Genomic DNA, 15,306 nt, shown 5'->3' with positions numbered 1-15,306 from the left:
ATGGTTTTTTGTTAAATAACGCCCAACAGAATAATGGGCCAAAAAAGCGGCCAAGCATACCATAAACCTATATACCATTCAGCATCATATAAAAAAAAATTCTAGGCTCATAACTCAGTTACTTATTGTCATACAAGTCAGACACACTCCATTCAATCTATATCAATTGGTGTACAATCTTTTCCATTGCACTGGAGCGAGACCCTTTTACCAAAACAACTGTATCTGGTGACAACTGCTCTACTAGACTTTGTATTAATTGTTCCTGGGTAATAAAATGCTCACCACCGGCACCAAATGATTCAGCAGCTAATTTGCTGTTGGTACCACAGCTGAGTAACTGATTAATACCCAACCGACGAGCTGCAAATCCAACTTCCTGATGATGCTGAGTAGCCCAAGTACCCAACTCACCCATGTCCCCGAAAACAAAAATTTTTTTCCCTGGATGCTCTGCTAATACCTCTAAAGCAGCTAAAACAGAGCGTAAATTTGCATTATATGTGTCATCGATTACAGTAGATTTATTTTTTCCCTCAAGAACAGTCAAACGTCCTTTTACCCCACCAAATCGATTTAATCCCTGTTGAATCTCTTTTATGGAAATACCTACTGCATGGCAACACGCTGCAGCAGCTAGGGCATTACGAACATTATGCAGGCCGGGAACTTTTAATTGAATATCTGCTTGTCCATTAGGTATGATTAAAGAAAACTGTCCACAACCAGAGGCATCTAATTGCACATCTTGCGCGTAAATGTCAGCTGCATGATCTAATGAAAAACGGAGTACTTTTTTGTCAAGCAATAGCTCATCCCAAAAATGAGCATAAGCATCATCGTCATTCACTACCGCAACGCCAGCAAGAGACAAACCTTGATGTATTTCTCCTTTGGCACGGGCAACACCATCTATAGAACCGAAACCCTCTACGTGTGCAGGAGCAATGTTATTAATTAATGTTACATCGGGATGAACAATTGCAACCGTATGTGCGATTTCACCAGGATGATTTGCACCTAACTCAAAAACTGCATAACGATGTTGGTTATTCAGTTGTAAAACACTCAATGGTGCACCAATATGATTATTGAAGTTCCCTCGAGTCGCATGAGAGGGAGAAGGTAAAATGGAAGCGATCATTTCTTTGGTTGTGGTTTTCCCATTAGATCCAGTCAGCGCAATAACAGGGCAATGTATATCCTGCCGGTGTGCAGCTGCTATTTTAGCCAAAGCTTGTATTGGATCTGGAACAACAAACTGCGGTATGCGCACACCTTCTACAGCATGACTAACCACTGCGGCTACTGCTCCTTGTGATTCTGCTTCCTTGATAAAATCATGTCCGTCAAAGCGATCACCCCGTATGGCGATAAATAAGCTTCCTGGTTTTAGTTCACGACTATCAGTACAAATACCGGTAAGTTCAGCACTGATCTGACATGGTTGGGCAAGTAATGCAGCAACAGTATTTAAGTTCATAATATTAGGGCTTGGCTAAAAGTCTAGTGTACTAACACTTGAGCGTAGAGTTCAAGGGGGTAATTGCAGTAAAGGAAACTAATTCTTCTCCCTTATAAACACGGTAGCCTGGGTGCAGCGCAGCGGAACCCGGGTTCCGCTGCGCTGCACCCAGGCTACCGTGTGCTACAAATATAGATTCAGATTTATACAGCAGCGAACTCAAAATGGGACTGATTAATTTGCAAAAGACGGTGATAGCGAGCAATGCGTTCTTCCGTCAAGGGCTTACGCTGGTCGTCTAGCAAATGGGCATCTAGGCCTTCACTTAATTGTCGTGCAGTTTCCAACATAACAGCAAATCGCTCTATATCGATACCCGGATTTTTTGAGGAGTGCATGTATAAACAAAGACCACGCACGCTAAAGGCACCAATATTTTGCAAGTCAAAAACTCCCGTAGCAGTTGCAGCTGCTAAGCTGCACAAAACTGGACCTTGGCCGTTGGGAAATTGATGACGATGAAATAAACTCCCTTCGCCAAAACGTAAACCAGCCGCCAAAACAGTTTGTAACAACTCATATCCTGCAAATTGTCTGTTTTCCTTTGCCAGCAAAAACATCATTAAGGTAGTTGAAGCATCCGTTTTTATTGAGGACTCCACTTCCATTTTCGGTGCTGGTTTCGGCTCAATTTCTATCTTTAATTTGATTTGTTCTTCATCATCCAGCGGCATCAAACGTGGTTGTGAGGTTTTTGTCGTGGAATTTTTAAATAATTGCACATCCTCATCCGCTTCCATTTCATCATGGAAATCCGTAGTATTAATTTTGCGTACAGCAATAATGTCATCATTATAATTCTGTGTGTTATCTGAACTCTTTTCTGGTGTTCCCAGATTAGGCTGATAACGTTCTGGATTTAAGCTCTGTCTTCGAGCTTTCATTAAGCGCCCAATTGCTACAATAACGCCTACTAACAACAGGACATTAAGAATTAAGCTCCAATTTGCCTGCATCATTTACTCCATAGCCAAAGCTTGTGTTACATCAACCGCAACCAAGCGAGACACTCCAGGTTCACGCATAGTTACCCCAATCAAATGATCTGCTAATTCCATTGTAACTTTATTATGTGTAATAAAGAGAAATTGTACGAATTGTGACATCTCTTTCACCAAAGCGCAAAAACGCCCCACATTTACATCATCTAAAGGTGCATCAACTTCATCTAGCATACAAAATGGTGAAGGATTTAACTGAAAAATAGCAAAAACTAATGCTACAGCAGTCATTGCCTTCTCTCCTCCGGATAACAAATGAATGGTACTGTTTCGTTTCCCCGGAGGTTGTGCCATTACTACAATACCAGCTTCCAATAGATTATCACAAGTCAATTCGAGCTGCGCTCTCCCACCACCGAACAGACGTGGGAAAAGTGCCTTAAAGGAAGAATTGACCTCTTCAAAAGTATTTTCCAAGCGTGAGCGAGTTTCTTTATCCATTTTCTCAATAGCAGTTTCTAGAGCTGCCAATGCTTGACTTAAATCATCATACTGTTCATCCAAATATATTTTACGTTGTTGTTCTGTTGTAAATTCTTCAATCGCAGCGAGGTTAATAGCTCCCAAACGCTTGATTTTTTCAGAAAGAGCAATTAATTCATCTTCACGCATAACCTGAGTTACGCCTGGAGGTATTTGTTCAAGTAATGCTTGTGCCTGCAGGCCGGACTCATCAAGCGATTCCTGTACAGAGCTGGCACGTACTGTCAAAGCCTGTTCTTCCATTCGAGTTTTGCTTATTTGTTCTTGGATACGCTTTACTTCAAAATCAAAGTTTAAAATATTTTTTTCGCACTCTTCAAGCATCATCCTTAACTGTGATAATTGTTCTCTACTTAAAGTTAATTGCAATTCTATTTCACCATGCTTTTGCAATTGTTGAGCCAGTTGCTCTTTGAGTTCCTCTCCAGGGCCTTCTGTTTGCAAGCAAAGCATTGCTAAGTTTTCCAAACGTTCTTGCAAAATATTTAAACGTTCTTGTTCTCGCTGGATCCGATCATTGAGTTGCTGTATTTTGTTCTTTTCTCTATCGTACTCCAGTTCCGCATGATGCAATAGAACTCGAGACTCTTCCATCTGCTTATTTTTTGATGCTAAGGTTTGCAACCCGTTTTGCTTTTCTCGCAAGCTGTGTTCTTGTTGTTGCTCATACACTTGACATTGCTCTTCCAAAGAATGCAATTTCTCTTTGATAGTACATTGTTCTGCTGCCGTTTCTTCCAAAATAAGTTTCAATTCCTCACATTCAAACGCTAAAGCAGTTGCCTGCTTTTCAGTCTGCACAATAGCTTGTTCATTCGCACTCAAGGCCACACTATTGGTTCTTAATGCCTCATTACTGGCATTGACATTCAACTGTTGTAACTCAATATCTTTTAAGCCTTTTTGTAACTGCTGATGCGTATCATCACGTTCAATCCTTAAGGAACCGATCTTCTCTTGCAACTCCTGAACAACACCAGCTAATTCAGTAATTTTTTGTTGCCGTGCCAATAAACCTAACTCATCCTGTATCTCAGGAGTAGCGAATTTCACCCATCCTTGACCTAACCAGAAACCATCAGGCGTTATGATTGATTCATGCTCCGCCAATGCAGGAAGCCAACTTAATGCTTCATCAAAATGTTCTGCAGTATAGATATGTTCTAAGGGATATACATTTGCTGGAATATTTCCTTTTATTTTATCGATAAGACGAGGATAAGACGTGGGTTCAATCTTGATTTTTCTAAGAGTAACGATACTTTCGCCTTGCCGTTCACAAATAGCGCGTTGCGGCCATAATTCTTCAAAAGTTTCAAGAACATATGCATGTAATGCCTCGTTAAGCACACGTTCACAAGCAGATTGCCATTTGGTTTCAACCTGTAAGATATCCACTAGCCGAGGTTTTTCTGACCATTCATTAATGGCATTTTTACTGCTTTGCAGGCCTTGGCGTGCTGCACGCTGCGCCGCCATTAATGCAGCATGTTCACTGTTCGCATGATGAAAATCATCTTGTAACACATGCAGCTGCTGTTCTATATTCTGTAACTTAGCGCGTAATTGCTCTGTATTTTCTTGACTTTGCTTTAGTTGCAATGCATCAAACTCTTGATCAGCAATTAATTTAATACGCTGTTTTTCTAAGCTATTTTGGAGTTGTTGTAAATCCTCTATCGAAATAGTTTCTTGTTCTAATTGCAGCTTTTCTAATCTTAAAAGTGTTTGTTGATATTTTTCGTCCAAATGGTGTGCGTTCACCTGAGTCACCTGAAACTCTCTTTTCAGATTGCTCGTATGAGTTTGAACTTCTTGCCAGCGGAGATCCCATTCTGTTTGTTGCGTTTGAGTATCTTGCCAATCAGCTTCCAGTTCTTTAAATTGAGTTCTCAATTGCTCAAGTTGCTTTTCTCGATCGTGTGCATTCTGCTGACAATGAAGCAATTCCTCTTTATCGTGTTTGAGCTGTTCTTCAGCAGCCTGCCAATCTGCTTGCATTTGCTGTTGATCCTGCACCAAACGTTTCTTTTCGCGTGTTTGTTGCTGTATGGTTTCTTCCAAACGCGCAATTTCAGTGCCTAATTGATAGAAACTTGCCTGAATTTGTTGTGTTTGTTCATCCACATCATGAAGTGTTTCATTCAATTCAACTCGTTCTTTATTTGCTTTGGCTAGTGCACTTTGTTGCTGTTCGTAATTAACAGCTAATTCTTGTATTTCACGTTGTTTTACTTCTTGCTGAACAATAAAATCATGCCATTTCAGAGCTAAAATTTCTGCTCGACACAATTGTTCTTCGTCTTTAAGAATGAGATAACGTTCAGCCGCCTTGGCTTGTCGTTCTAAACGTTGCAATTGTTTGTCCAACTCATCTCGAATGTCAGCAACACGAGTGAGATTTTCCCGGGTATGATCAATACGTTGTAATGTCTCACGTCGACGTTCTTTATATTTGGAAACACCTGCCGCCTCTTCAAGATACACCCTTAAGTCTTCGGGCCTGGCTTCAATGAGCTGAGAAATAGTCCCTTGGCCAATAATTGAATAACCACGCGCTCCAGCACCAGTACCAAGAAAAATATCGGTAATATCTTTACGTCGACAACGACTACCGTTTAAATAATAAGAAGAATCACCATCCCTAGTGACTACACGCTTTACTGCGATTTCACCATAACTGGCAAAAGGGCCAGTGAGACGCCCAAGACTGTTATCAAATACAAGCTCAACAGAAGCCTGACCTACAGATTTACGATTGGAGGAGCCATTAAAAATCACATCGGTCATGGATTCACCACGCAAATTTCTTGCCGAGCTTTCCCCCATAACCCAACGTACCGCATCGATAATGTTTGATTTTCCACAGCCATTGGGCCCAACAACGGCAACCAACTGGCTCGGAAAATGAACTACTGTTGGGTCAACAAAAGATTTAAACCCGGCTAATTTTAATTGCTTCAAATGCATAGTATGGCAATTATTAAACAAAATAAGCGGCATTATAACTGAGGATGGGCAGGCTATCCACAGGACCTCTTCGTAACAGAGTGCTTGCGTAGAAATGAGACGGAATTGGGTGCTAATTTGACAAACAAATGAACAACGATATAATTCCTCCTTTTAATAGAAAATGGATGGATAATGAAGCGCTTACTCAAAAAATCACTAAACCTAATTACACTTAGTATTGCGTTTCTTTTTGCAAATCCAATTTTTTCAGATCCACCGAACTTAACTTTAGTAAAAATCGAGCTCAAAAATTATCATGACTCGGGTCTTTATCAAAAAGAGTTAACTCAAGTGATTCAAAAAGCACAAAAATATATTGATCAACAGGCCGAAATAAATCAAAAAGAAAAATCACATAAAAAACTCGCGCTTGTTTTAGACATTGATGAAACCAGCTTATCGAATTATCAATACATGATTAAACGTGATTTTGGTGGAAATCGTAATCAATTTCATAAAGACATCATGGCCGCTAATGCTCCAGTAATTAAGCCCATGCTTACCTTGTATCGTGATGCACGTAATCATGGTATCAAAGTATTTTTTGTTACCGGAAGAAATGAGTCTGAACGCCAAGCCACAGAAAACAATTTACATACAGCAGGTTATAATGGATGGTCAGGTCTGTATCTACGCCCAATGAATTATACATCCAAATCCATTATTCCGTTTAAATCGCACGCACGAAAAATGATCACCCAAAAAGGGTATACCATTGTGGCATCAATAGGCGATCAATACAGTGATCTTAAAGGCGGATATGCCCAAAAGGTTTTTAAGTTGCCAAATCCCTTTTATTATTTACCTTAAGCTTTTTTAGGGCCATCAGGTATAATTTCATTTGTATCCTGATGGACAAGATCTTTTAAAACAAGCGACATCAACAATTGAATTTGTCGTTCATACATTTTTTGATTATACCCACCTTCTAATCCCCAATACATCTTTACTATATCGTTTTTATTTTCTTGATACAGTTTAAATAAACTCTCGTAAAAATAAGTTAAGTCTGTTGCATTAAAACGAGTTTTCCTTGCCTCTGTGGTTCCCATTAAATAACCATCAACATACTTTCCACAATAAGCAGTTTCCTCTTCATGTGAATCCCAACCTGTAGGTAAAAATAGAGCTATTTGTTGATCATTCTTTTGAGCCTGCTTGATTTGCTCCTCAATTTTATCTATTGCAAAAACCAAGGCGGGATGTACCGAACCTGGTTTACGTGTCGTGAGACTTAGGTCTACAGCAAAATAATGTAAATTTTCTTGTTGCCATGACTGAATTTTTTGTCCTTCATCTTCTCCACTCTTTTTGAATGTTTTCGTAATGTATGCAGCATCTTGTCGAGGATAAACCCTCGAATCAAAAACATCGATGTGACATATATCCCTATCTGAAGCAAGGTTCATTAAAACATCACATAAACCATTGTCTCGATTGACATCGGTCCCAATAATAATGTGTTTGAGCGGTTTACCGTTTAAGCTTTGCATGTACTTAAGTAATATCGCGGTTTTGTTTAAAATACAAAAGCCACTTCCTTCATCAGCGAACGCATGATGACTAGGTAATCCAAAAGAAAAATGTACTTTTTTAGAATGAAACATGGTCATTGCAATATCTTTGATTAGTACTTCAAATGTCCTCGGAGTAATAAGAATATCTGAATTTAATTGCTTCCATCCTTTTTGTTGTGCTTGCATACAATTCATAATAATTTCCTGTAAATATTCTGATGTATGCACCGCCAATAATGCTTGAAGAATCTCATCTTTTTCAGGAAATTTGGCGAAAATGGCCAATGCAAGCTTCGCATCACCTTTATTCATTGCCGCAAATAAGTGATTCCAGTGCTCAGGCAATTTCACAACATCCGTAGTGGCAACCGGTAATGAAGAATCTTTAGATTGAATTTTCACGATCGCTTGGGTCATGTGCTTGAGACGTTCGAACTGATCCTCATCAGCACCAGCTGGCATCCCATGCATTTGTTCTATATCTTTGGCAGAGGGAATTTGAATACAACATTCTTGCTCTTTATGTGAATCAGAAGAAGTCTTATTTTTATAGAAAAGTTTATGTCTCATCTTCATTTACCTGAAAAAGTAAAAAAAGGAGCTCTTATCAAAGTCAAAACTCCACCGTATTTATTTAGATTATAGGGTATGACTTAATGATGCAATGAGGAAATTAATTAGATACAGCAATACTGTAAGGTGGTGGTTCACCATAATGCTCAATCCCTTCTTTAATCTCCATGAGCTCCTGAGATAAGCCTTTACGTGTTCCTGATTCGATTGCTTTTGGACCTGCAAAAAAGGTTAATCCAATTCCTGTCGCAGCAGCCAGAGAAGAGGCAATTCCGCAAACAAGTTCCATTTCAAATAAAGCAAGTCCTAATGAAATACCCCAGGCACTCAATAGGGAACTCGAACCCAAAGTAGCTAAAAAACCAGCAACACTAGCACCAATGAGTAAAATTCCGAGCACAATAAGAAGTCCGCCTAAAACTTGTTTACCCACAGAGTTACTTCCGGATGCATATTCAGCGATATCGCCCAAACGTTTCCCCACTTGCTTATCTGTGAAATTAGTCAAAACACTGTTCAGAATGAGCACAGTTCGCCCGTAAAAATGGTAATCAATCTCCTCGTGTTTCTGTTTTTTTATTTTAACTTCTGCATCAATTAAATTGACCGCATTAATTATATGCTTTTGAAGTACAGTAAGCTGAGTAGGTGTATTTTGAGCAATAAAAGTAAGCCCTTCATTAAAAATTTGTTCTTCTAAATTAGATAAATTCTGTTCTTCAATTGCGAAAAATCCTGGAGTCATTTTTTTATTACTCTCAAACCAGGCACTCGCACTAAAACCTGTTTGCATGGGGTAAGGTAAATCACCATGCTGAGCCACATGAGTACTTTCAATAAGATTTTTTAAGATCTTTTCAAATTCGGCATCGTTTTTTTCTTGTTTTACCTTGGAGTACATGTCCCATAAGAAACCACATAAACGAAGATAATTACTGCGATGGATTGGGTTTATGTACTCTGGAGTATATCCTTGAGGGTAGGAAGTCAGTAGACTCCAATATCGAACTGCAATCAAGCAAATACGCACTTGCGGGGAAAGACCGGTCAAATGAGTATCTTCGTAATTAATAAATGCGTCCCAAATTTTATCGGTTAAAGCATGCACCGACATCCGAGGATCTTCTTGTAGCGTCTTTAAAAATAACTGGGCAGCGGGAATATGCTCTTTTAACCAGGCACGACGAGAAGACAATTCACGCAGACCGGTCTGGACTTCAATAATTGTCTGCTCATAAGGTTTCATACTTTTTTTGAGCTCATCACGTTGTTTTTGAAAACGGGCTAATTCCAATTGCAACATGATTATATCTACAGTTTGAGTATAGCCTCCATGGTGATGATGCCCAGGATGCATGAAATCCTGGGTGGTACCCATATTCATATCAATCTGGGACTGTATTAAGGAAATGCGTAAGTTTATAGGATCTAATTCTTCTTGGAGTGGTCTCAGGTGTTGCATTTGCTCTTCAATAAATTGCAAATTTTCTCTTATTTGCAGCTCAAGTGGAATTAATTCTTCTTGCCAGGATTGGAGGTTAGTGTAATTGTAAATAACAGGATTAACTGAAGGCATAATGATCCTCACACGTGGGTTGCATTAGAAGCGCTGTCGATTATACATGGTGAGAACTATTGGTTCAATTATTTCATTTTATATTCAAAACCATTTTATCTTATTGAATTTAATGATAATTAAATCATAGGCAGATTTAGAATCCAATCTGTTCCATACACGCTATAAAGTATTTAGAAACTTCTCAGCATGCTTTTGCTTTTCTTAAAACATACATCTATATATAGCCTGATACCCAAGCAAAGAGATACAATAGCAAAGTTCCTAAAAATTTTTAAGGACAATGGTTAATGAGTATCAAAAAAACTTTTGGTTCCTATTTTTTTCCATTTATTTTAATTACCGCTATTCTATTAGGAGGTCTCACAGGCTACTTTTTTGGGCCAATTACCCTCTACTTAAAACCTTTTGGCGAGATTTTTCTTAACCTCATTTTTACGGCGATTGTCCCTTTGATTTTTTTTAGTGTTACTGCGGCAATTACACGGGTTGGCTCCATCGGAAAGCTGAGTAAAATCGCTTTTTATATGGCGGTTATCTTTTTATTTACCGGGATCGTAGCCGCAGTTTATTCCCTTTTTATCGTAAGCATATTTCCCCCAGCTCAAGGAGTTGCATTACCACTCAATGTCCCAGAAAAAACATCTACCTTGAGTGTCTTCGATCAAATTGCTGGTATTTTTACGGTTCCTGAATTTAGCAATCTGCTTTCGCATCAACATATTTTAGCGCTCATTGTATTTTCAATCCTGGTGGGTATTGCAGTATCGAAGGCTAATGAAAAGGGAAAAATTTTTATTGATTTTTTACAGGCAGGCGAAGAAATTTTTATGCGGGTTTTTGCTTTGATTATGTATTATGCGCCAATTGGTTTTTTTGCCTATTTCGCTGTGTTAGTTCATGATCTAGGACCTCAATTGATGGCTAATTACCTCCGAATTGCTGTCCTATATTATACATTTGGAGTAATTTATTTTATTATTGCCTTCACGATGTTTGCCTATTTAGCTGGAAAAACTCAAGGTATAAAATTATTTTGGAGCAGCATTTTTCTGCCCGTAGTTACATCGATTGCCACATGCAGTAGTGCCGCCAGTATTCCTGCTAATTTAACGGCTGCAAAAAAAATGCAAATCGCTCCTGAAATTTATGAGACAGTAATTCCTTTAGGTACAATCATTCATAAAGATGGTTCGGTAATAGGTGGTGTGTTCAAAATTGCTTTTTTATTTGGGATCTTTCATTTAAATTTTTCCAGCCCCAATGTACTGCTTACCGCTTTAGGAATTTCTTTATTGGTTGGTACTGTAATGGGGGCAATTCCGAGTGGAGGAATGCTTGGTGAGTTACTCATACTCAGCGTATATGGATTTCCTTCTTCAGTTTTAATAATAATAGCGGCAATTAGTATTATTATTGATCCACTGGCAACTATGCTTAATGTGACATGCAACACCGTAAGCAGTATGATGATTGCACGCCTTGTAGAAGGGAAAAAATGGTTAACACGCGCGTAAGTCGGCGCTCGTTCATTGAGAAGGTAAATTTATGAAGCAACCGTATAAAAAATTATGGCGTTCACGTAAAGATCGAAAAATTGCAGGAGTATGTGGCGGTTTAGGAGTTTATTTTGGCGTCGACCCAGTATGGATGAGAATCATTTTTGTTATTTTTTTCTTAGCCGGAGGCACAGCATTTATCGCATACATCCTGCTATGGCTGATTATTCCTTTAGAACCTGAAGACTGGCAAGATGCATAAGCATACCAATTATTTGATTTAGGCAGAAAAAAATGACTCGAGGATTAATCGCTTTTCTGATTATAAGTTCTTTTTTCATGACACCCGCTGTATGTGCTAATGAAAAAAGAAACTCTACTCAATTATTCCAAAACATTTTTTCGTCATGGACAAATGCGTTCAACCGCAAAGATTTAGAGAATTCGTGTAACTTATTTTCTCCTGATATTCATGCTAATTATCAAGGTGCCCCACAAAAAAACTATCAATCAATCTGCAATAGCTTTAAGAAGATTTTCCAGGAAGATCGCGACTATAAATACCGTTTCAAACTTCATCAAATCTATCGTTCTGACAATTTAGCAAGTGTTAGGGTCACTTGGTACCTACAAATTTCAGAGCACGGAAAAGTAATTTCAGAAACAGTAGATGAAGGGCTCGATGTCTTTGAGCAAGATCAAACAGGTCATTGGAAGATAGTAAATTATCTAGCATATCCTAAAGCCGATTAGACGGTAAGTTGGGACTTGGCCCAACCTACGAATGACTTTAAAATAAAGAGTTGATTAAGAAAATCTGGGGCTTAAAATCGTGCCCCCACTACCACTCTTACAATTCATCCTGTAATAGAACAAAGGACAACGCATTTAAAACTGCTGCTATTCTAAGTACCGATTGAACCGCAACTTTATCCAACTCATGTTCCAACAATTGCCTAACATGAGAATGGATGCACATGCCACAACCATTAATTGCTGATACTGCCAGTGCAAATAACTCAAAGTCAGCTTTAGGTACCCCAGGATTTAACATACCATTCATGCGCAAATTAGCCGGCATGGATGCAAGCTCTTTATTTTCTGCCAAATGAATTGCACGATAATACACATTATTCATTGCCATCAAAGCAGCTGCGGTTTTTACAGCATGCTCCAACTCAGTAGAGATATAAAGCGTTCCATCTGTTTTAATAGCATCTATAATACGCTTATTTTTCAACGTATAGGCTACAGCCAACGCAACCCCATAAAATTGGGTTTCTGTTAATCCTGATTGTGGAATATTACCAAATAAGCTACTGACATTAAGACGAATATCCTTAGCAAAATCAGGTAGCGCTTGTTTTAATTGTTCTATAGACATAGGATTCTCCTTTTCAGAAGCCCCATAGGAGCTTCTGCAATTTTTGCTAGAATTATAACGTTTCGCCACCAATAGGACGGTTGCATGGACATAATTCATCAGTTTGCAAGGCATCCAAAATACGTAATATTTCTTGAGGATTACGACCAACATTTAAAGAATTAACACTTACATGTTGAATCACATTGTTCGGGTCAACAATAAAAGTTGCTCTTAGAGCACAACCACTTTCCTCTTCTCTAATGCCAAATCCATCAGTGAGCTGCCCACGAACATCTGCAAAACTGTATTGATTTAACTTATTTAAGTCTTGGTGCTCTCTTCGCCATGCCAGTTTGACAAACTCATTATCAGTACTTCCACCCAATACCACTGCGTCCCTATCATTAAATTCACCATTTAATTTGGCAAATTCCACAATTTCTGTTGGGCATACGAAAGTAAAATCTTTAGGATAGAAAAAAATTACTTTCCATTTTCCTGGGAAACTTTTTTCAGTAACAACCTCAAAAGCACTCACACCATGTTCTTCATGATTATTAAAACCAGGTTTTACTGCAACAACAGAAAATTCCGGAATTTTTTGACCAACAGTTAACATAAATTTCTCCTCAGTTCGTTTATTTCAATTAAATTATAGTTATGGTCTATAATTATTTAAAATGAATAAAATAGATAACTTTAATCGGAAAAATCGATGAGCAGATTAGTAAGCCTAAAGCAGTTACATTACTTAGTTACACTCTATGAGCATCAGCATTTTGGTCGTGCTGCGGCAGCGTGTTTTATTAGTCAATCCACTTTAAGTGCAGCAATTACAAATCTTGAAGAAAGTTTGGAGGCGCAATTGCTTGAACGTGATCACAAAACTTTTCTATTCACTCCCCTAGGTGAAGAAATTGTTCGTCGCAGTCGATTGATTATCGAACAAAGCCACGATCTGGTAGATTACGCACGCAACCAAGGAAAAGTAATGCAAGGGGAAATTTATTTGGGCGTAATTCCTACTATTGCTCCTTTTATTCTCAGTGAATTACAAAATCTGTGTCAGAAAAATTACCCAGAACTCACTTTATTTATCCGAGAAGATACGACAGATAATGTTTTGAAGCATTTAGGAGAAGGCAAACTTGATCTCGCGATTTTGGCATTCCCCTACCCAATCCAAGATTTGCAAACACAAATATTATGCAAAGATTATTTTAAACTCGTCCTACCTAAAATGTGGGTACATAAAGGTTTTGACAAAGAAATCAGTGAATTACCTGAAAGCAGTATTTTTCTGCTTGAAAAAGAACACTGCTTGACAGGTCATGCATTACAAGCCTGTCAATTAAAAGAAAGCAAAAAAATCAATCACTTTTTTGCAACCAGTTTACATACCCTAATTCAAATGGTAAGCCATCAACCTGGCATTACCTTTTTGCCCAATCTTGCAATTAACAGTGGCATTCTTACTGGCACTGATTTAGTGGCCGTTCCTTTAAAAACGGATCATGCTTATAGAGAAATTGGGGTAGCCTGGCGCACAACTTCTCATAAGACTCAGAATTATGCCTTACTAACGAAATTGATTCAGCAGATTGTTGTTGCGAAATGTACTGAGATTACTTGAAAATCGAACCATGAGCAGCACTAAGAAGCTGAAGTAGTCCGAAACGGACACTTATTGTCATCACCCATGATAGGACGAGTCTAGGAGTTGTGCTTCATCATCGTAGCCATGATAGGATGGATTTTGCAGTTGTGCCTCATCATCGTAACCATGATGGGACGAATTTAGCAGTTGTGCCTCATCATCGTAACCATGATGGGATGAATTTAGCAATTGTGCCTCATCATCGTAACCATGATGGGACGAATTTAGCAGTTGTGCCTCATCATCGTAACCATGATGGGACGAATTTAGCAGTTGTGCCTCATCATCGTAACCATGATGGGGCGGATTTGGCAGTTGTGCCTCATCATCGTAACCATGATGGGGTTCATTCTGAAGAGTTTTGCTATGATTCGTTAAAACTTCTTTTTGCTTGAAATGTTTTAGGTTTTTAGTCCAAAAAAAACTCAATTCAAAAAGGCTCCCGGGACGCCCTGCTGATTTTTCTTGCCCCGCAGCTTGTCGTGAATTTAATTTTAGTCCAAATTTTGATGTTCTATTGTTGAAACTGGCTAATGGTTTTAAGGTATCGATCGTATGTTTTTCTACGATATCTTTGGCCTTATACTGGTTAATTATTTTTTGGGATGGATTCTTTGAATGATCCTCATAAATTAAATCTGGATTCTGAGCAACAGAATAATAAAATTCAATTTCAGGTTGCATCTCACTATTAGTCGGTGTGTAATGGCCACTTTCATTACTGACCAAACACAGCCTCCCTTTTTCAAATATAAAAGAGCCAGCTGATAATACTTTTTTGCCATTACTTAAGTAAGAGTGATGCGCTACCTCTTCTTCTTTACATGCAAAAATTTTTCCCTCTAATGTGCGAACATAAATATATTTACCATCTGGTAAGACACCATTAGGAAATGAAAAAATGCCATCCTTAACTGTCAATTGACAGGACATTTGGGCAACAAAAGGCTGAAGATAAAGAGATAGTTCAAATTTTTCTTGTAGTTCTCTTTGTTTCTTACGTTCTTTACGAAAATCATCCTTTAATTTAATACCTAACCTGGTTTGATATTTTCGCATCTATTATTACTGAATTAATTTATTTCGAATATTTTAAT

General features: G+C 38.4%; 13 protein-coding genes. 5 read left to right on the top strand and 8 right to left on the bottom strand.

What is annotated here, in order from left to right:
• Positions 1 to 157: 157 nt before the first annotated feature.
• From Lstg_RS08240 to smc, 3 genes are all read right to left on the bottom strand, one after another.
• The gene (locus Lstg_RS08240) at positions 158 to 1,483 is read right to left on the bottom strand and encodes a UDP-N-acetylmuramoyl-tripeptide--D-alanyl-D-alanine ligase (protein ID WP_058477192.1); all 1,326 of its coding nucleotides are present in this window, start codon (positions 1,481 to 1,483) and stop codon (positions 158 to 160) included.
• Between the two features lie 185 nt (positions 1,484 to 1,668).
• Positions 1,669 to 2,481, bottom strand: a complete 813-nt coding sequence (locus tag Lstg_RS08235; RefSeq protein ID WP_058477191.1) for a cell division protein ZipA C-terminal FtsZ-binding domain-containing protein — start codon at positions 2,479 to 2,481, stop codon at positions 1,669 to 1,671.
• Between the two features lie 3 nt (positions 2,482 to 2,484).
• Positions 2,485 to 5,979 carry a chromosome segregation protein SMC gene (gene smc / locus Lstg_RS08230; protein ID WP_058477672.1) on the bottom strand — a complete coding sequence of 1,165 codons (3,495 nt, stop codon included), beginning with the start codon at positions 5,977 to 5,979 and terminating at the stop codon, positions 2,485 to 2,487.
• 174 nt (positions 5,980 to 6,153) lie between these two features.
• On the opposite strand from smc, the gene Lstg_RS08225 reads away from it, so the two are divergent.
• Positions 6,154 to 6,831 (top strand): HAD family acid phosphatase, encoded by a 678-nt coding sequence (locus Lstg_RS08225; RefSeq protein ID WP_058477190.1) that lies wholly within the window; start codon positions 6,154 to 6,156, stop codon positions 6,829 to 6,831.
• Here the strand turns inward: Lstg_RS08225 and Lstg_RS08220 are convergent.
• Positions 6,828 to 8,108 (bottom strand): arginase family protein, encoded by a 1,281-nt coding sequence (locus Lstg_RS08220; RefSeq protein ID WP_058477189.1) that lies wholly within the window; start codon positions 8,106 to 8,108, stop codon positions 6,828 to 6,830. The genes Lstg_RS08225 and Lstg_RS08220 overlap by 4 nt on opposite strands.
• A 103-nt stretch (positions 8,109 to 8,211) precedes the next feature.
• Complete coding sequence (locus Lstg_RS08215; protein WP_058477188.1) at positions 8,212 to 9,687, bottom strand: hypothetical protein; 1,476 nt, start codon at positions 9,685 to 9,687, stop codon at positions 8,212 to 8,214.
• A gap of 290 nt (positions 9,688 to 9,977) precedes the next feature.
• Here Lstg_RS08215 and Lstg_RS08210 point away from each other — a divergent pair, with 290 nt between their 5' ends.
• The 3 genes from Lstg_RS08210 to Lstg_RS08200 are packed head-to-tail and all read left to right on the top strand — an operon-like array spanning position 9,978 to position 11,939.
• A complete protein-coding gene (locus Lstg_RS08210; protein WP_058477187.1) occupies positions 9,978 to 11,204 on the top strand; it encodes a dicarboxylate/amino acid:cation symporter in 1,227 nt (408 codons plus the stop codon).
• A gap of 31 nt (positions 11,205 to 11,235) precedes the next feature.
• Positions 11,236 to 11,448 carry a PspC domain-containing protein gene (locus Lstg_RS08205; protein ID WP_058477186.1) on the top strand — a complete coding sequence of 71 codons (213 nt, stop codon included), beginning with the start codon at positions 11,236 to 11,238 and terminating at the stop codon, positions 11,446 to 11,448.
• A gap of 32 nt (positions 11,449 to 11,480) precedes the next feature.
• Entirely contained in the window at positions 11,481 to 11,939 is a 459-nt protein-coding gene (locus Lstg_RS08200) for a YybH family protein (protein ID WP_058477185.1), read from the top strand.
• Positions 11,940 to 12,036: 97 nt separating this feature from the next.
• On the opposite strand, the gene Lstg_RS08195 is transcribed toward Lstg_RS08200, so the two are convergent.
• The gene (locus Lstg_RS08195; RefSeq protein WP_058477184.1) at positions 12,037 to 12,570 is read right to left on the bottom strand and encodes a carboxymuconolactone decarboxylase family protein; all 534 of its coding nucleotides are present in this window, start codon (positions 12,568 to 12,570) and stop codon (positions 12,037 to 12,039) included.
• Positions 12,571 to 12,622: 52 nt separating this feature from the next.
• A complete protein-coding gene (locus tag Lstg_RS08190) occupies positions 12,623 to 13,171 on the bottom strand; it encodes a peroxiredoxin (RefSeq protein WP_058477183.1) in 549 nt (182 codons plus the stop codon).
• 96 nt (positions 13,172 to 13,267) lie between these two features.
• Between Lstg_RS08190 and Lstg_RS08185 the strand changes: the two genes are divergently transcribed.
• Complete coding sequence (locus Lstg_RS08185) at positions 13,268 to 14,185, top strand: hydrogen peroxide-inducible genes activator (protein ID WP_058477182.1); 918 nt, start codon at positions 13,268 to 13,270, stop codon at positions 14,183 to 14,185.
• Between the two features lie 60 nt (positions 14,186 to 14,245).
• Here the strand turns inward: Lstg_RS08185 and Lstg_RS08180 are convergent, their stop codons facing one another.
• Positions 14,246 to 15,268: a hypothetical protein gene (locus tag Lstg_RS08180; protein ID WP_058477181.1), complete on the bottom strand. Its 1,023-nt coding sequence runs from the start codon at positions 15,266 to 15,268 to the stop codon at positions 14,246 to 14,248.
• Positions 15,269 to 15,306 lie beyond the last annotated feature (38 nt).

This window comes from Legionella steigerwaltii (assembly GCF_001468065.1).
Lineage (GTDB): Bacteria > Pseudomonadota > Gammaproteobacteria > Legionellales > Legionellaceae > Legionella > Legionella steigerwaltii.
Note: the sequence above shows the minus strand (reverse complement) of the source record. Positions and strands in the feature narration are given on the sequence as shown.